The sequence below is a fragment of the Niabella aquatica genome, from assembly GCF_054779315.1.
The window spans coordinates 52,538-70,020 of the sequence record NZ_BAAGYM010000016.1 but is presented as its reverse complement, the minus strand read 5'-3'; the positions used below and the strand labels follow the sequence as shown (position 1 = coordinate 70,020).

The 17,483-nt window shown below is 42.9% G+C and carries 16 protein-coding genes; 2 read left to right on the top strand and 14 right to left on the bottom strand.

The genetic code is table 11. From position 1 onward, the window contains the following. Nucleotides 1–15: 15 nt before the first annotated feature. From ACYVBM_RS13830 to ACYVBM_RS13815, 4 genes are all read right to left on the bottom strand, one after another. Nucleotides 16–468: a TlpA disulfide reductase family protein gene (locus tag ACYVBM_RS13830; protein WP_460686265.1), complete on the bottom strand. Its 453-nt coding sequence runs from the start codon at nt 466–468 to the stop codon at nt 16–18. 307 nt (nt 469–775) lie between these two features. After that, nucleotides 776–1,633 (bottom strand): sigma-70 family RNA polymerase sigma factor, encoded by an 858-nt coding sequence (locus ACYVBM_RS13825; RefSeq protein WP_008585204.1) that lies wholly within the window; start codon nt 1,631–1,633, stop codon nt 776–778. Nucleotides 1,634–1,806: 173 nt separating this feature from the next. After that, a complete protein-coding gene (locus ACYVBM_RS13820) occupies nt 1,807–3,093 on the bottom strand; it encodes a prolipoprotein diacylglyceryl transferase (protein ID WP_460686264.1) in 1,287 nt (428 codons plus the stop codon). 144 nt (nt 3,094–3,237) lie between these two features. After that, the gene (locus tag ACYVBM_RS13815) at nt 3,238–3,654 is read right to left on the bottom strand and encodes a BrxA/BrxB family bacilliredoxin (protein WP_460686263.1); all 417 of its coding nucleotides are present in this window, start codon (nt 3,652–3,654) and stop codon (nt 3,238–3,240) included. Between the two features lie 357 nt (nt 3,655–4,011). Here ACYVBM_RS13815 and ACYVBM_RS13810 point away from each other — a divergent pair, with 357 nt between their 5' ends. Further along, the gene (locus tag ACYVBM_RS13810) at nt 4,012–4,458 is read left to right on the top strand and encodes an Hsp20/alpha crystallin family protein (protein WP_460686262.1); all 447 of its coding nucleotides are present in this window, start codon (nt 4,012–4,014) and stop codon (nt 4,456–4,458) included. Nucleotides 4,459–4,611: 153 nt separating this feature from the next. Beyond that, entirely contained in the window at nt 4,612–5,883 is a 1,272-nt protein-coding gene (locus ACYVBM_RS13805) for a hypothetical protein (RefSeq protein WP_460686261.1), read from the top strand. Between the two features lie 95 nt (nt 5,884–5,978). On the opposite strand, the gene ACYVBM_RS13800 is transcribed toward ACYVBM_RS13805, so the two are convergent. From ACYVBM_RS13800 to ACYVBM_RS13755, 10 genes are all read right to left on the bottom strand, one after another. After that, nucleotides 5,979–7,424 (bottom strand): MFS transporter, encoded by a 1,446-nt coding sequence (locus ACYVBM_RS13800; RefSeq protein WP_460686260.1) that lies wholly within the window; start codon nt 7,422–7,424, stop codon nt 5,979–5,981. 6 nt (nt 7,425–7,430) lie between these two features. Beyond that, nucleotides 7,431–8,093, bottom strand: coding sequence for a bifunctional 4-hydroxy-2-oxoglutarate aldolase/2-dehydro-3-deoxy-phosphogluconate aldolase (locus tag ACYVBM_RS13795; RefSeq protein ID WP_460686259.1), 663 nt, complete (start codon nt 8,091–8,093; stop codon nt 7,431–7,433). Between the two features lie 267 nt (nt 8,094–8,360). Further along, nucleotides 8,361–8,846: a NanQ anomerase/TabA/YiaL family protein gene (locus ACYVBM_RS13790; RefSeq protein ID WP_460686258.1), complete on the bottom strand. Its 486-nt coding sequence runs from the start codon at nt 8,844–8,846 to the stop codon at nt 8,361–8,363. Between the two features lie 72 nt (nt 8,847–8,918). Continuing rightward, nucleotides 8,919–9,944 carry a PfkB family carbohydrate kinase gene (locus ACYVBM_RS13785; RefSeq protein WP_460686257.1) on the bottom strand — a complete coding sequence of 342 codons (1,026 nt, stop codon included), beginning with the start codon at nt 9,942–9,944 and terminating at the stop codon, nt 8,919–8,921. 109 nt (nt 9,945–10,053) lie between these two features. After that, on the bottom strand, nt 10,054–10,953 hold the full coding sequence (gene kduI / locus ACYVBM_RS13780) for a 5-dehydro-4-deoxy-D-glucuronate isomerase (RefSeq protein WP_460686256.1): 900 nt from the start codon (nt 10,951–10,953) through the stop codon (nt 10,054–10,056). 92 nt (nt 10,954–11,045) lie between these two features. Next, nucleotides 11,046–11,807 (bottom strand): 2-dehydro-3-deoxy-D-gluconate 5-dehydrogenase KduD, encoded by a 762-nt coding sequence (gene kduD, locus ACYVBM_RS13775; RefSeq protein WP_460686255.1) that lies wholly within the window; start codon nt 11,805–11,807, stop codon nt 11,046–11,048. A 29-nt stretch (nt 11,808–11,836) separates the two neighbouring features. Then, nucleotides 11,837–12,601 (bottom strand): SDR family NAD(P)-dependent oxidoreductase, encoded by a 765-nt coding sequence (locus ACYVBM_RS13770; protein ID WP_460686254.1) that lies wholly within the window; start codon nt 12,599–12,601, stop codon nt 11,837–11,839. Between the two features lie 40 nt (nt 12,602–12,641). Continuing rightward, nucleotides 12,642–14,057, bottom strand: coding sequence for a glucuronate isomerase (uxaC, locus tag ACYVBM_RS13765; RefSeq protein WP_460686253.1), 1,416 nt, complete (start codon nt 14,055–14,057; stop codon nt 12,642–12,644). 261 nt (nt 14,058–14,318) lie between these two features. Then, entirely contained in the window at nt 14,319–15,962 is a 1,644-nt protein-coding gene (locus ACYVBM_RS13760) for a UxaA family hydrolase (RefSeq protein ID WP_460686252.1), read from the bottom strand. 9 nt (nt 15,963–15,971) lie between these two features. Further along, complete coding sequence (locus tag ACYVBM_RS13755) at nt 15,972–17,459, bottom strand: UxaA family hydrolase (protein ID WP_460686251.1); 1,488 nt, start codon at nt 17,457–17,459, stop codon at nt 15,972–15,974. Between the last annotated feature and the right edge of the window lie 24 nt (nt 17,460–17,483).

Sequence of the window (17,483 nt, the reverse complement as noted above, 5' to 3'; positions counted from 1 at the left end):
ACAAGTACTTTCATATTACATTAACTGATCAATTATTTTAGAATAATTCTCTATTACACTAACCTCCCATTTTCCTGTGTCTGGATTTTTCTTAACAGGAGTACCCGTGCTAACTTTTTTTATTACGCCTTTTTTATCAACAAAAAAATTAACAGGATAGCTATCTATTCCCAGCAACTGGAATATTTCATCACTGCTTACAATGGTAAAATCGAATGGGTGCTCTTTTAAAAAACGCTGAAGTTCATCAGCAGGTTCCGGTGCAATACCAATAAATAGTATTTTTTTCTTTTCGTACCGTTTTTTTAACTGGGATAAATCCGGCATCTCTGCAATACAGGGTCCGCAGGAGGTGGACCAGAAATTTATATATAATGCATATCCTTTTAAGTCATTGGTATTATATTTTTTCCCCTGCAAATCAGAAAATACCAACTCTGGCAAAACAGTATCTTCATATTTTGTCACAACTCCAGGCTGCTCTATAGGAGCTATCTTAATATCGGTAAATGTAGTATCTCCGCTCTTAGTACGGCTTATTAACGATATAGCTATGGGGCCTGAAACACGGATGGAATCAAATTACTTTTGATTGTAAACTAATCCGGCCTCCGTCATGTACATCGTTACTTCATCCTGGCTAAATGCCGCACAGAAAGACAGTATACTACAGATCACCACAAGTGCTTTTCTCATAAAAACTTCATTATTATGCTATAATAAAAAAACTCTGGTTATTCACCAGAGTTTTCAAAGATTTTATCAAATAATTAGCTTATCCTAAGTAAGATTTCAAAGCGCTGCTGTACCTTGCCTTCTGAAGGCGTTTGATAGCACGTTCCTTGATCTGGCGGATCCGTTCTTTGGTAAGGTCATATTTCTGGCCGATCTGCTCAATAGTTACCCCGTTCTCTCCGTCCAGGCCGAAATAGGCATTTACGATCTCTGCTTCCCTTGGGGAAAGGGACTTCAATACACGGCGAATTTCGTTGCGCAGAGAATCTTTCATTACATCGTCATCGGTATCTGATCCGCCCTCCAGCAGGTCGCCCATCGCTACATCTTCTGCCTCATGCACGGGTGCATCCAGGGAAGTGTGGCGGGTATTGCTCTGGAAAATATTGTTGATCTCTGTCTCGCTCATTTCAAGCAGCTCTGAAAGCTCTTCAGTAGAAGGCTCCCGTTCGTGCTCCTGCTCGAAAGCCATATAAGCTTTGTTGGCCTTATTGTAGGTACCGATCTTATTTTGAGGCAAACGCACCAGGCGTCCCTGCTCTGCCAGGGCCTGTAAAATGCTTTGACGGATCCACCATACTGCGTAGGAAATAAATTTAAACCCTTTGGTCTCATCAAAACGCTGGGCAGCCTTAATCAGTCCCAGGTTCCCTTCATTGATCAGATCACTTAAAGATAAACCCTGGTGCTGGTACTGCTTGGCAACAGACACTACGAAACGCAGGTTGGCCTGAACGAGCTTATCCAAAGCGCGCTGGTCACCCATTTTTATTTTTTGAGCAAGCGTTGTTTCTTCCTCTGGTGTAATCATGGAAATTTTAGAGATCTCCTGCAGGTATTTTTCAACTGCCTGCGAGTCTCTATTAGTAATCTGTGTGGCAATTTTGAGCTGACGCATATCTTAAATTGTATATAACCTTTTTGGTAATTAAGCATGGGACCACGCCTAAATATAAATAATAACTTGCAAAAGTACGCAGAAATCAGAAGAAAATCAATAGTTTTGAGAAACAAGCCTTAAAACTATCGTTAATCTTCTAAAATTTTCCACAATACTATCCTATAACGTAATTAACCGGCTGTTGGTTTTATGTTTTTATAATTTGTGCGGGCAAAAATAATCATTGCAATACCTGCAATAATGATCCCTGAAGAAATGAGCTGCGCCTGGGTGATTTCCATCCCCAAAAAGTCCATCTTTACATTTACCCTGATGCGCTCTATCCAAAAACGCTCTATTCCGTTGAAGATAAGGTAGATACCAAATAAAAGCCCCGGAACCCGGATCCGTTTCCTTAACATCCACAATATGCCGAACAATATAAGGCATATAATTATTTCATATAAAGAGGTAGGAAATACAGGTGCCGGTAAATGATTACAGTATTGCAGATCGGTGCAATTAGCCAGCTTTACCCCTGTTTCGTTTACATTATGAGGAAAATCATAGGCAAAGAACCAATCAGGAAGGAATTTTAAAAACCCGGGCTTTGGAAAAAACGCATAGTGCGATTCATGTCTTGCAAAAAATTCAGCATTAGCGGCCAGGGCACCGTCAAAATCGGCCTGGCTTCCAGGAAGAACGCCTCCGTTTGGGGTGGTTTTAAAAGCTGAATTATAAATACCCCAGTCTCCATCGCCCGATACCTGGCAGCCGATCCTTCCTAAAGCATAAGCCAGCATCATCACCGGGCCCATTACATCTACAAAATGGATGAAAGGAATTTTGTGCTTGCGGGTGTACCACCAAAGCGCAATACCGGCAAGTATCAGTCCGCCATAAAAAGTTAGGCCCGATGCTGAAAAAATAGATGACGGATCTTTTAAGAAAGAATCCCAGTTTTCGAAAGTATCAAACAACTTGGCACCTACCAGGCCAAATACCAGGGCGATCATAGTAAATTCTCCCACCCTGTCGTGCGGCCATACCCTTATTGTCCTCTTCTCCGGACGGGCCAGCTTTTGCCGGTTTTTCTCTCTCCATTTCATACCCGCAAACACGGCGCCCAATACAATACCGGCCAGCCAGTTGCCCTGCAATGAAAAAATATATTCCTGGGGATTTACTTTGAACGTATTATCAACAAACAGCAGGCCGAGCACTTTGTAGCCCAGCACAAAGCCCAATAAAAAATTACTTACCAGCTCGCTTACAGAGGCAGGTTCTCCTACCGTTATGGTTTCTTCTGTAGGCTGAAAAACACCATCCCTGCTCTTACGCCTCAGCTCCCGTGCCAGCACAACCGAGCAGATAAGAAAACTTACGGCTACAAAAAAGCCAAAAGAATTTACAAAATGTAAAAACTTCCATTCTACCCCAAACCAGTCTCTGAAAACATAATATAAATTAGGATACATGCAGCTGACATTTTATAATTAGCGGCAATATTACGATAAAGTGGGTTGAAAAGTTAACATGTTTATATGTTAATGAGGTATAAAGCAAAAAAGATGCATAGCCGGGCTACGCATCCTTGTGAATATTTCAACTTATAAACCGTCCTAACTGCAATACTCATCGAAAGCAGCCAAAAGATTTTGAGCGATCATTTGTGCCGACCGTCCTTCTATCATATGCCTTTCAATGAAATGCACCAGCTTACCATCCTTAAACAGAGCAATGGACGGAGAAGAAGGAGGATAAGGCAGCAAATGCTCACGAACTTTCTTCACTGCGTCAATGTCGAAACCGGCAAAGCTGGTGGTAAGATGGTCAGGCTTTTTTTCTGCATTAGCTATGGCCAGCAAAACTCCGGGCCGGGCCGTACCGGCCGAGCAACCACAAACCGAATTAACTACTAACAGGTTAGTACCACCCTGTGCCAGGCTGGTCTCTACTTCTTCAGGAGTCTGAAGCTCTATAAATCCATTATCTGTTAATTCCTCTTTCATAGGAATTACTATTTCTGCGGGATACATACTTAATTAAATTATTTGAAGATTTTACTTTTAAACTCAACACAAAAATAAATGAAATGTTCGGGTGGTAATCATAATATATTGCGTGCATAACATTTTATATTTAAAAGGCCCAAAAGTGCAGGACCGATTAGCGTTGGCCTTGGAGAAGGTGAACGATGGCTGATACAAAGAGTTTTTAAGAAGAAGATTCTTCAACCTTCTCTATGCCAGTATTACGTTCAAAAAACAGAAAATAAGACATTATGTCTTACTTTTAAATAATATAAAGACTTTTTGTCATTTAAATTGTATTGGTTTATAATTTGCCTTTCCCCAATCGTAACCAATTAATTAAAAAAGTAAAACTATATGACAATGACAAACGTAAAATTCAATGGCGTTCCTTTTGAAAGAACCTTTACCAGCCTGGTAGACGATTTTTTTACAGAAATGCCTGCTCTTTTAAAAACAGAAGCTGCCAAACCTAATATTAAGGGGCATGCACCGGTAAATATTACCGAAAATGAAAACGAGTACCAGATCGAAGTAATTGCTCCCGGCTATGAAAAAGCAGATTTTAAGATTAGTGTGGAGAATAACCTCCTGACTATTGCTGCTGAAAAAAAGGAAGAAGAACAAGCAGGAACAGGCAAAAATATCCGGAAAGAATTTTACCTGCGTTCCTTTAAAAGAACATTCACTATTGATAATAAAATAGATACAGAAAAGATCGCTGCTAAATATGTTAACGGAATCCTAATAGTTACTTTACAGCGCAAGGAAGAAGCAAAAGCAGCATCAAAAGATATAGAAGTACAATAATACAAGTTTTTCTCATAAGCAGTTAGTTTTGGTTTAAACCCTTCGTTTCCACGAAGGGTTTTTTAACTTATTGCAATTCTGATGCTGCCAACAGCCAGTTTTAACCGTCTTATGTGTAAATTTGCAGATACTGAAAATTCAAAGCATCAAAAAATGCGCTATTCGTTCCTTATCTTACTATTAACAGGTACACTCTCTTCTGTCAATGCCCAGATTCAGCCAGACAGTGCTGCGTTAAAGTCTTTACAGGAGATACCTCACCATACATTTGATACGTCCCTGAGAATTGTTAATTTCAGCCCGTTTTTTTCGTTGCACGTAGATTCGAGCCTGAATTACAGGTTTCTAATAAATAAAAATGCCCGGCAATATCACTGGTATATTAAAGAGGCACCCGTTGGGTTTAAAATAGATAAAGACGATGGTACATTGAGCTTTCGTACCAATAAATCTCTTTTCTTATCGGGCAGGCTGAAATATGACAGGGAATATCCTGTAAAATTTGGTGTACAAAATCTTTCTAACCCGTTAGACAAGCTGGATACTACTTTGAATGTTATATTTTACAGCAGCGATGTAGTATACCCGCGCATAAAACCTTCTGTGGTTAGCCCTGTAACTATTACAGAAGGCGATAAATTAAGTTTTGCAGTACTGTGTGAAAACGGCAATTTCCCGATCGAAAAAATCCTGATGTCCAGCGATATATCTATTGGCAATTTTAAGCTGCCGAAGAGCTGTGATGACAATTTTGAATGGACGCCGGGATATGACTTTGTAAATGAAAAAGATCCTAATAAAGAAAAGGCAGTTACGTTATTATTCATTGGCACTACAAATTTTAATTTTTCCGATTCGGCTAAAGTCAGGGTTATTGTAAAGGATGGATTGAACTATGATATTGCCACACAGGAATATAACGATGCTTTGAGTAACATCAGTACGTATATCCTGAGGTATAAATACACCTTTTATCAAATTGACAGGAAAATAAAAAAGACCAAGGGCTGGCGTTCGGGCTTTGACATTACCACCGCTTCTACCACATTAACCGGTACGGTGCTGGCTACCACAGCGGGCGATAACAAAAGCAAACAAAATACCGGTAAAATCCTGCCTGGGCTGGGTGTTTTTGCTGTGCCTGTTAAGGAGGCTGCTGCTCCCGACAGAAAAGTGGAACAAAACCAGGCCACACTTCTCCGGTCTAACATCAAACGTCTCGAATATATTGTATTTGAAAACAAGCTATCGGGAGACAGGGACCCGTTGATCAATACTAAAACAGAAACCCTGAAGAAAGAATTAAGGCAAAGCCAGACACAACTATCCGAAGTTCCTACAGATATGTCTGAAAATCTCTCTGAAAAACAATTGAACGACTATTTTAACAGTCCCAGAGTACAGAAAAAGTACAGGTTGAGATAAAAAGAAAAGAGGGTATAAAACATCTCAAACCCCACAACATAAAAAAGTGCGACCACCGATCGCACTTTTTTCATATACGCTTCTTTCTAAGCTTGTTAAAGATCTGTGATCGGTTTGTATTTAGGTACCAACGCCTTCATAACGATCCATCCAATAAGATAGGCAATCGCACAGAAGCAGAATATCATAAAATATCCGGCAGGTTTGCCTTCAAAGCCTAAAAACGTCATATGAGTTTCCCCGGCACGAACAAATAACCTGCCGGCAGCTTTTTGAAGAATCATAGAACCTACCCCTCCTGCCATACCGCCAATGCCGGTAATAGTAGCTATTGCATATTTAGGGAACATATCTCCTACAGTAGAGAAAATATTAGCTGACCACGATTGGTGTGCTGCGCCGCCCAGCCCGATCAAAATTACAGGAAACCAGGGCGAAATAGTTCCCATGGGCTGAGCCAGTAAAACCAAAAGCGGGATAAATGCAAAAATGAGCATCGCTTTCATACGTGCCGCATAAGGGTTCTGACCGGTTTTTTTTATAATAATAGAAGGAAGCTTCCCACCATAAATTGAGAATGTGGCAATAGCATATAACGTGAAGATCAGCGCCATTCCCAACCCTTCTGATGTTTTTATACCAAACTGGGTATTGAGATAAGAGGGCGTCCAGAATAAAAAGAACCACCATACCCCATCAGTCATAAATTTACCAAAAGCAAAAGCCCAGGTTTGCCTGTACTTAAAGCAGTCAATAAAAGAGATCTTCTTGTCCTGCACGGCCGAAATGGCTTTTTCCTCCTCCGTTTCAGTATCCCTGTCTGAAAGTATATAATTCAGCTCTTCGGGGCTTACACGCGGATGCTCGTGCGGCTTTTTATACATAAATACCCAAAAACCCATCCATACAAAACCCAGGGCACCTATAATAATAAAGGACATTTCCCATCCAAATACTGTAGCTAAAGGGGGTATAGACAAAGGCGCCAGCAATGCGCCTACTGATGCCCCGGCATTAAATATACTGGTAGCATAAGCCCTGTCTTTTTTAGGAAAATATTCTGCCGTTACTTTAATAGCCGCAGGAAAATTTCCGGCCTCACCAACCGCCAGTACAATACGCGCCACAACAAAAGCATACATACTTATGGTTGAAATGATTACGGCTGTATCCCCGGTGGCCTGCATCAGCTCGGCTGCCGTATTTAGCCCTACATACCTTTCTGTGATCACGCCGCACAAAGCATGCAAACAGGCACCTACAGACCAAACGCCAATGGCCCAGAGAAAGCCTTTCTTGGTTCCCATCCAATCTACAAACCTACCCGCAAACAACATGGAAATGGCGTACACAATAGAGAAAATGGAAGTAATTGTTCCATAATGATCCTCATTCCAGTGAAACTCCGGTTTTATAAATTCATCCCAGGTAAGAGATAATACCTGGCGGTCAAGATAATTGATGGTAGTTGCTACAAAAAGTAAAATCACCATTGTCCACCTGTAATTGGTCATCTTACCATTTCCATTGGCCTGCTGCATGTCGTTTTATTTTTTAATTGATTGAATAGTAGTAAAAACTTCCCTGGTGGCTTTTTCTATAGCAACGTAATCTTTATCATCCATTAATTGCTTGCTGATGAGCTTGCTTCCCATACCCACAGCGCAAACGCCGGCTTTAAACCAGCCTTCAATATTTTCCTTGGTTGTATCCACGCCACCTGTTGGCATGAATAAAAGATTGGGGAAAACCGGCTTTATGGCAGACAAATACTTTGTTCCCAAAGTATCGCCCGGAAATAATTTAATGAATTTTACACCTGCAGTTTCCGCAGCTATAATTTCGGTAGGAGTCATACATCCCGGAGCGTATAGCACATCGTTAGCCACCGCATACTCAGCTATTGCTGCAACGTAGCCCGGACTTACTAAAAAGTCGGCACCTGCAGCCATGTAGTCTTTTACCTGTGCTAATGTTTTTACCGTACCAATACCCAATAAGAGGCCCGGCATTTCTGCATTGCGTACTGCTACCATCTTTGTAAAGTTCTTTAAAGCCGTTTCGCCCCGGCTGGTATATTCAATTGCTTTTACTCCTGCTTTATATACAGCACGCAGAATTTCTACCGTTACTGTTTCATCGGCATTAAAATATAAGGGCAACATTCCCTGTTTTATAATTGTATCTATTGCTTGTTGTGTTGTAGCCATTTGTCTGAACCCTGATTTATTTGATTAAATTGATTTTGATGATTATTTTCTTGTTACCGGCTAATGAGCACTACCCATCGGTTTTGCGTCGCACTCTTCAATCCCGAATGCCTTCGGGATACTGTTGTGCATATCTCAACCTACACTTGCCTGTCGCAAACAGGTATCCTTCACCATAACTGGTCAGACCGGGACGGTCAGACCAGGTTTAACCCTGTCAACTTTTAAACCCTGCCCGTCCGGTCAGGCGGGCTTTAAACTTTTCAACTATATTTTTACCTTAATCACCATCTTCTTTATACTTCCCTCACCAGCGCCGATCATGGGCGCATGTACATCTTCGGGAAAAAGAATGACGAACTGGTTATTGGTAAGCGTAAAATACGTATCGGGCTCATCGCCCCAGAACTGTACATCTTTAGCCTCATCATAACCGCCGTTGTCTTTCTCACATTTTTCAACAGGCTTCCAGCCGATTTCTTCCATCCCGTTAATGCAAACCTGGATATCAATATGCTTACGATGGCATTCAAATTTCTGCAATGATTCTTCCCGGGCTTTACCTTCTTTATCAGAAACAATGGCTTTTAGTTCGTCGCCCTGAATTTCGTAAGTACCCGGTTGTATATCTGCAAGATCAGCACCGGCTATGTACTCAAAAGCCTTGGCAAATAGCGGATGAACACTATAGTATTTGGCTGCATTTTGTAATGAATCAATGATCATAAGGCACCTCCCCAGCCCTCCCCGCAAGGGAGGGATCTTTTTATTTAAAAATTATTTTCCTTTTTATAAAAGCCTCCCCTGCCGGGAGGTCGCAGGGCATTAACGTTGTACCCTTCCGCTGGCATCTCCTTTCATCAGCGTTTTTACATCGCTTAGCGTAGCATGGTTCAGATCTCCGGGAATTGTATGTTTTAAAGCAGATGCTGCCACACCGAACTCAGCCGCATCGGCCATACTCATGCCTGTAACCAAACCATAGATCAGGCCACTGGCAAAGCTATCACCACTGCCCACCCGGTCTACAATACGAACATCATATTTACGGGTATGATAAAACTCAGAGCCATCGCTTACCAAAGCGCTCCAGCCGTTATCGCTGGCGCTATAGCTTTCGCGTAAAGAGGAGGCTATATATTTAAAACCAAACTTCTCTTTCATCTGGCGGATCACGTCTTTGTAACCGTCAAGGTTCAGTTCACCCTTGGTAATATCACTATGAGCAGCTTTAAATCCCAGGGTGGTTTCGGCATCTTCTTCGTTACCAATACATACATCTACATATTTGCACAGCTCGGTCATTACCTGCTGGGCCTTTTCTTTGCTCCATAGCTTTTTGCGATAGTTCAAATCGATAGAAGTAGTAACCCCTCTTTCTTTGGCAGCCTTTAAAGCAGCTAAAGTTAAAGCAGCCGCTTTATCGCTTAAAGCAGGTGTGATCCCTGTGGTGTGAAACCAGTCTGCCCCTTCAAATATTTTATCCCAGTCAAATTCGCTGGCGTCCACATCGGCAATAGAAGCACCGGCACGGTCGTAAATAACCTGCGAAGCACGCATAGAAGCGCCGGTTTCCAAAAAGTAAATTCCTAACCTGTCGCCTCCACGCGCCACGAAGCCGGTATCTACACCATAACGGCGTAAATGGTTTATGGCAGCCTGTCCGATCGCGTTATCAGGAACTTTCGAAACAAACACACCATTTAAACCATAGTTACATAAAGCAACAGCAACATTGGCTTCGCCACCACCATAAGTTACATCAAATGATTCGGCCTGTACAAAACGCTGAAAGCCGGGTGTTGATAAGCGCAACATAACTTCTCCAAGGGTTATTACTTTTTTTGACATAAGAGAATTTGATATTTGAAATTTAGATTTTTTAGTTACTGGTTTCTGGTTCTCGGTTTCTGGTTACTTGCAACCTGGAACCTGCAACCAGTAATTGATTATTGATTACTCACTTTAATGTATGAACAGGCGCCGGATCCATATCGCTGTATACCAGGTTTTCGCCGGCCATTCCCCAGATAAAGCCATAATTGGCAGTACCACAACCAAAATGCGTGCTCCAGGGTGGCGAGATTACCGCTTCATTGTTGGCCATTACCAGGTGCCGCGACTCTACAGGGTTCCCCATAAAGTGGAACAGCCGCTGATCTTCGGGAAGATCGAAATAAAAGTAAGCTTCCATGCGGCGCGTGTGCGTATGTGGCGGAACAGAGTTCCACACGCTGCCCGGAGCCAGTATAGTTAAGCCCATTACCAGCTGGCAACTTTTAATACCATCGAGATGAATGTATTTATACACTGTTCTTTTGTTAGAGGTTGCTTCTGCTCCCAGGTCTACCGGAGAAGCCTGCTCTTTTGTAAAAACAGTGCCAGGATGAGTGGCATGTGCCGGCGCTGATAAAAGATAAAATACAGCAGGCGCCTTTTTAGAAGCGGATGCAAAGGTTACCTTTTTTGTTCCCTTCCCGAGGTACAGGCAGGATAGCTTTTCCAGTTCATATTTTTGTCCATCGGCAGTTACCACACCTTTACCTCCCACGTTAATAATGCCCATTTCCCTTCTTTCCAGGAAATAGTCTGCACGCAGCTCAGGATGATTACCTAGTGTTAGCGATTTAGCCACCGGAACAGCGCCGCCAACGATAACACGGTCGTAATGACTGTAGACCAGCTTCAGCTGATCTGCCACCATCAACTCTTTGATCAAAAAATTATCGATCAGCTTTTGGGTGTCCATCTGTTGGGTCTCTTCCGGGCCCACTGCAAAGCGGATCTCCATCTCACCGTCTACAAACGTGTTTGTCCTGTAATCTTTAAGTGCAGGAGCACTGCTTACTTTTTTTGCCATTGTTTTATTGACCTCACTCCCTGTTTCTCTCCTGCAGGGGAGAAGCGTTAAAGTGATTTTTTATTAATTATTAATTATTACCTACGTGCCTTCTAACGGCCCATCCAGCCGCCATCTACTATCAATACCGTACCGTTCACATAATCTGATGCCGGCGCAGCAAGGAAGATAGCAGGACCTTTATAATCTTCAGGGGTTGCCCAACGTCCGGCAGGAATGCGACTTAAGATAGCTTCACTTCTTTCAGCATCCGCACGCAAAGCGGCCGTATTGTTCGTGGCCACATAGCCCGGGGCTATACCATTTACACACACTCCCTTGCTGGCCCACTCATTGGCAAATGCTTTTACCAGCCCTGCCAGTGCCGATTTGCTGGCTGTATAGCCCGGCACATTGATACCTCCCTGGAAACTGAGCAAAGAGCAGGTAAATACAATTTTGCCACCCCCTTTCTCTATCATATGCTTTCCAAACTCACGCCCCAATATAAATTGGGCATTCAGGTTGATGTCAATTACTTTATCCCAGTACTCATCTGAATGTTCTGCAGCGGGATTACGCATAATAATACCTGCATTATTAAAGGCTATATCAATACGCTCATTTTGCTCAAATACTTTTTTGAGAAAATCATATATCTGGGCACGGTCTGATATATCTACTTTATGGTAAGTGAATTTCCGGCCTAAAGCTTCAATTTGCTGCTGCGTTGCGCTGCAATCGTCAACTATCGAAGCGCCTACAATATCAGCGCCTGCGCTTGCCAGCGCCACTGCCATTCCCTGGCCTATTCCCGTATCACAACCCGTTACCACCGCTGTTTTGCCTGTAAGATCAAAAAGATTGTTGCTCATGTTATTGTATGTTTTAATTATATTCAAATTTAACGGCCCAGCCAGCCTCCATCCACCACCAGCAGCGTACCGTCTACATAGTCTGAGGCCTGTGAAGCCAAAAACACGGCCGGACCGGCAAAATCCCGGGGCGTTCCCCAGCGACCGGCAGGTATCCTGCCTAATATGGAGCTGCTCCTGTCTTCATCTTCTCTCAGCTCCTGCGTATTATCTGTACTAATATACCCCGGGGCGATACCGTTCACATTTACGCCTCTGCCAGCCCACTCATTGCTCATAGCTTTTATTACACTGGCCAAAGCCCCTTTACTGGCTGCATAACCCGGAACATTAATGCCCCCCTGAAAAGAGAGTAAAGAGCAGGTAAAAATGATCTTTCCTTTCCCATGTTCCAGCATGTGCTTACCAAACTCTCGGGCCAGGATAAACGGTGTGTCCAGATTTATCGCCAGCACATCGTCCCACCATCCATCGGGATGCTCTGCCACCGGTTTACGCATGATGGTTCCGGCATTATTTACCAAAATGTCAATACGCGGGTTTTCTGCCAGCACTTTTTTTATGAACTCATACACACTGTTACGGTCGGCCGCATCCATCTTATAGAACTTAAAACCACGGCCCAGCCCTTTTACCTTTTTTTCTATCTCTGCCCCCTCTTCTACGGTTCGGGAAGCCACAATAATATCAGCGCCGGCTTCGGCCAAACCCAGTGCCATCCCCGCCCCAATACCTTTGTTACCGCCTGTAACAAGGGCTGTTTTACCTGTCAGATCAAAATAATTTAAACTCATAGTTCCTTTATTGTATAAGCGTTTTGCTCATTCGCCGAAACTACCATTTTAATTTTAAGTTGAAATAGTTATTCGCATTATTAAAACAAATGTCCTGTACTACCTGGCCGATCCATTCAATATTTGCCGGCAGCTCTCCATTTTCCACATCATTACCAAACAGGTTACATAATATCCTCCTGAAATACTCATGCCTGGGAAAAGAAAGAAAGCTTCTCGAATCAGTAAGCATACCTACAAACTTACTTAACAAACCCATGTTTGAAAGTGCATTCATTTGCTTAATCATTCCATCTTTCTGATCCAGGAACCACCAACCGGAGCCCCATTGTATTTTACCCGGGGCTGAACCATCGTTAAAATTCCCTATCATAGTAGCCATTAACTCATTATCTGCCGGATTCAGGTTATAAAGAATTGTTTTGGTTAGCTTATCCCTGGCAATCAAGCCTCCGAGAAATTTTGAAATGGAACGGGCATGGGAAAAGTCGCCAATAGAGTCCCAGCCGGTATCGGGGCCCAGCTCGCGCATGGCTTTAAGATTATTATTGCGGATAGCCCCTAGGTGATACTGCTGCACCCAGCCTTTTTCGTGATCCATTTCTGCAAAAATCACCAGCATTGCAGAACGAAACTTGTTTTGCTCTTCTAACGAGAGATCATGCCCGCCATATATTTTATCGAAAATCAAATGCACTTCATGCTCTGTATAATCTTCTGCATAAATGTGCTCCAATCCATGATCGGAAACGGAACAGCCCATGGCAGCAAAAAAGTCATGACGTTTTTTTAAGGCATCTATAAAGTCTTTAAAGAACGTTATATGCGTGTTGGATGCCGCTTCAAGCTTTTTTATATAAGCCTCAAAAACGGCCGGATCGGCTACATTCATCGCCGCATCGGGCCTCCATGCCGGAATGATCGGGATTTCAAAGCCGTCATCTTTTATTTTCTGATGATGTTCGAGGCTATCGACAGGATCATCAGTAGTACAAACCGTTTTAACCTTCATTTTACGCAAAAGGTTCCTTACACTGTACTCCGGGGTCTGCAACTTAGCGGTACATTCATCGTAAATCGTTTGTGCAGTGGATGCATCTAAAATATCATATATATCAAAGTAGCGCTGCAGCTCCATATGCGTCCAGTGATATAAAGGATTGCGCATGGTATAAGGTACAGTTGCCGCCCATTTTTCAAATTTTTCGTAATCCGTTTTATTACCGGTACAATAGCTTTCCGCTACTCCATTCGTTCGCATGGCACGCCATTTATAGTGGTCGCCATATAACCATATCTGCGTCAGGTTCTCAAACTGTTTATCAGCTGCAATCTGGTCCGGGGGAAGATGGCAATGATAATCAATAACAGGCATTTGCTTTGCATACTCATGGTACAGCGTTTGCGCGGTACCGGTTTCCAGTAAAAAGTTCTCGTCTAAGAAATTCTTTGCCATATATCATATATATTATTGGTATCTCAATTTTTTAAATTTATGATGTCACTGAAATATTTTTATCCCTGTTTTATTCATCGAAAAATAATCAGAAATCTCCACAATTATTGAATGATCTTTACAGTACCAGTATTCAAACGTTTGAAGTAAAATTATCCTACCTCTAACTCCGCAGAATGAAGTCCTTCCGCCTTATCCTTTTCCGGTGTATACAGCCTCTCCCCACCCCTCTTCAAAACTGAGGGGGATAAACTTCCGCAATTACAAACTCACTCCACGCTTCCAGGGGATAAAGTCGTCCTGGTTAAGCAATACTGCTTTGGGTATCACTTCGCCGCTGGCAGCTTTAATACAGTATTCCAGAATATCTTCACCCATTTCTTCAATGGTCTTTTCTCCTTCTACAACAGGCCCGCAGTTAATATCGATAATATCACTCATTCTTTTCGTTAACACATTATTGGTCGATACTTTAATAGTAGGACAAACCGGGTTACCGGTAGGCGTGCCCAAACCTGTGGTGAACAGTATCAAAGTAGCGCCCGATGCGGCTTTACCTGTGGTGGCCTCTACATCGTTCCCTGGCGTACAAACAAGGCTTAATCCAGGTTTGGTGGCGGGCTCGGTATAATCAAGCACATCCACAACTGGCGATGTACCTCCTTTTTTGGCAGCACCGGTACTTTTAATAGCATCGGTTATTAAACCATCTTTGATATTGCCGGGTGAAGGATTCATATAAAAGCCCGAACCCACTGCTTCTGCCTGGCTATTATAAGTGGTCATCAGGTGAATGAACTTTTTGGCCTTGTCTTCCTCTATGGTCCTGTCAATTAATTGTTGTTCTGCGCCGCATAATTCAGGAAACTCGGCCAATAAAACCTTACCGCCCAAAGCCGCTAACAAATCACTGGTATAACCCACTGAGGGGTTGGCGCTGATACCGCTGAAACCATCGCTGCCGCCGCATTTTACGCCCAATACCAATTTAGACAGCGGAGCAGGCCGGCGTTCCATTTTATTGGCCTCGATCAGTCCTTTAAAAGTGTCTTTTATGGCATTGCCTATCAGCTGCTCCTCGCTTTGCGATTGCTGCTGCTCGTACACCAGCAGGGGCTTATCAAAACCGGGATTTCGCAGTTGGATCTCTTCTAATAATTGCTTTGTCTGAAGGTTCTGGCAGCCCAGGCTTAATATAGTAACACCTGCCACATTAGGATGATCGGCATAGGCAGCTAACAATTTGCCCAGTATACCCGCATCCTGTCGTGTACCACCGCAACCACCCTGGTGATTTAAGAACTTGATACCATCAATATTTTTAAATACCCTTTCATTAGCCGTTGTATGATGAATAGGCGTAAGATCCAGCTGCTCTATATTCTCACCTTTCTTATATGCTTCCACGAGCTGATGGGCATATCTTTTATATTTATCGGTAACCGCATAACCCAGTTCGTTATGCAGCGCTTCGCGTATCACATCCAGGTTCCTGTTCTCGCAAAAAACAGTAGGCATAAATAACCAGTAGTTAGCCGTGCCTACACGACCATCGCTGCGATGGTAACCATTGAATGTTCTGCCTTCAAACCGAGAAACATCAGGAGGCGTCCATGTATAATGATACGGGCGGTATTCAAAAGGATCGGCAGCATGTTTGGTGTTCTCCGTATTCATCACTCCACCGCCAGGAATAAAATGCTGCGCTTTACCTACCAGCACACCATACATGATGATCTCATCGCCAGGCTGCATATCATGAACGAAAAATTTGTGCTTTGCATTTACATCATCCTGTAACACAAAACTTTCACCTTTGTATTGAACTGTTTGCCCTTTTTTAAGATCTTTAAGCGCCACGATCACATTATCGTTAGGATGGACTTTTAAAACCAAATCTGCCATAAAAAAATTTTACAATGTTACACCCATTTTGAATATAGCTATTTCTTTGAAGCCTGTTTGTTCATGCTTTAACAAGTTACCATTGCATGTTTCAATCACAAAATTGATAAAGTCGCTGGTTACTTCTGCCGCAGCATGCCCTTCCAATAAAGTACCGGCATTAAAATCGATCCAGTTCTTTTTAAAATTGTACAACCTGGAATTGGTTGATATTTTCATTGTAGGCACGAAACTGCCAAACGGTGTTCCACGGCCTGTGGTGAACAAAACAAGCTGGCACCCGGATAAAGCCAGGGCAGTTGAGGCCACCAGGTCGTTTCCCGGTGCATTGAGCAGGTTCAGGCCTTTTACTTTTACAGGCTCGGCATAGTCTAATACAGCTACTACTTCTGAATTACCGCCTTTTTGGGTACAGCCTAAAGATTTATCTTCCAAAGTAGTAATACCTCCTTTTTTATTACCCGGAGACGGATTTTCGTAAATAGGCTGATCATACTTACGGAAATAGTTCTTAAAGTTATTGATCAAAGCTACCGTATCATCAAAAACCGTTTCTGTAGTGCAGCGGTTCATCAGGATCGTTTCCGCGCCGAACATTTCAGGCACTTCAGTAAGAATGGTAGTACCGCCCTGGGCAATCAGCCAATCAGAAAAACGGCCTACCAAAGGATTTGCTGTAATACCACTAAAACCATCGCTCCCCCCGCATTTCAGCCCTACTTTTAACAATGACAAAGGCAGGCTTTCACGTTTATCGTTCCTCATTTTTTCTACCAGGCTGCTCATCATTTCAAACCCCGCTTCTATCTCATCTTCCACTTCCTGGGAAATGAGGAACCTGACGCGGGTTTCATCAAACTCGCCCATTGCTATTCTGAACTCGTTCTGCTGATTGTTTTCGCAGCCCAGGCTCATAACCAGTACACCTCCGGCATTGGGGTGCTTTGCTAATGCTACCAATGCATTTTTGGTATTCTCGTGGTCATCTCCTAACTGGGAACAGCCATAATTATGAGAAAAAACCCGGATATCATCAATATGACTTACATCCAGCTCACTTTTGATACGATTAATGATAGCCTGTGCCTGGCCATTGACGCAGCCTACAGTAGGCACGATCCACAACTCGTTCCGGATACCGGCATCGCCATTATAGCGCCGGTACCCTTTAAAACTAAGATCGCTTTTAGGTATATCCAGCCTGGGATTTACGGGATTATAGCTGTACTGCAGGTTATCGTGCAGGTTTGTTTTTACATTGTGGGTGTGCACATGATCACCCGTGGCAATATCCGCCAGGGCATGTCCGATAGGATAACCATACTTAATAATATTTTCACCTTCCCGGACTGGTTTTATAGCAAACTTATGACCTGTTTCTATCGGGTCTTTCGCAATGATCGCTTCACCGTTTACGGTTATCAGATCACCCTCTGCAATAGCTTCTATAGCTACGCAAACATTATCATCTGGGTGTATTTGCAGATATTTTTCCATTATTCGAGTTCCTTTATATTGTTT

Bases quoted from the DNA above. Each gene is read 5' to 3' on its own strand.
- ACYVBM_RS13815 (WP_460686263.1), bottom strand. From the start codon at position 3,654: ATGTATCCCGCAGAAATAGTAATTCCTATGAAAGAGGAATTAACAGAT.
- ACYVBM_RS13805 (WP_460686261.1), top strand. From the start codon at position 4,612: ATGCGCTATTCGTTCCTTATCTTACTATTAACAGGTACACTCTCTTCT.
- ACYVBM_RS13755 (WP_460686251.1), bottom strand. From the start codon at position 17,459: ATGGAAAAATATCTGCAAATACACCCAGATGATAATGTTTGCGTAGCT.
- ACYVBM_RS13760 (WP_460686252.1), bottom strand. From the start codon at position 15,962: ATGGCAGATTTGGTTTTAAAAGTCCATCCTAACGATAATGTGATCGTG.
- uxaC (WP_460686253.1), bottom strand. From the start codon at position 14,057: ATGGCAAAGAATTTCTTAGACGAGAACTTTTTACTGGAAACCGGTACC.
- kduD (WP_460686255.1), bottom strand. From the start codon at position 11,807: ATGAGCAACAATCTTTTTGATCTTACAGGCAAAACAGCGGTGGTAACG.
- ACYVBM_RS13785 (WP_460686257.1), bottom strand. From the start codon at position 9,944: ATGTCAAAAAAAGTAATAACCCTTGGAGAAGTTATGTTGCGCTTATCA.
- kduI (WP_460686256.1), bottom strand. From the start codon at position 10,953: ATGGCAAAAAAAGTAAGCAGTGCTCCTGCACTTAAAGATTACAGGACA.
- ACYVBM_RS13825 (WP_008585204.1), bottom strand. From the start codon at position 1,633: ATGCGTCAGCTCAAAATTGCCACACAGATTACTAATAGAGACTCGCAG.
- ACYVBM_RS13770 (WP_460686254.1), bottom strand. From the start codon at position 12,601: ATGAGTTTAAATTATTTTGATCTGACAGGTAAAACAGCCCTTGTTACA.
- ACYVBM_RS13820 (WP_460686264.1), bottom strand. From the start codon at position 3,093: ATGTATCCTAATTTATATTATGTTTTCAGAGACTGGTTTGGGGTAGAA.
- ACYVBM_RS13795 (WP_460686259.1), bottom strand. From the start codon at position 8,093: ATGGCTACAACACAACAAGCAATAGATACAATTATAAAACAGGGAATG.
- ACYVBM_RS13800 (WP_460686260.1), bottom strand. From the start codon at position 7,424: ATGCAGCAGGCCAATGGAAATGGTAAGATGACCAATTACAGGTGGACA.
- ACYVBM_RS13810 (WP_460686262.1), top strand. From the start codon at position 4,012: ATGACAAACGTAAAATTCAATGGCGTTCCTTTTGAAAGAACCTTTACC.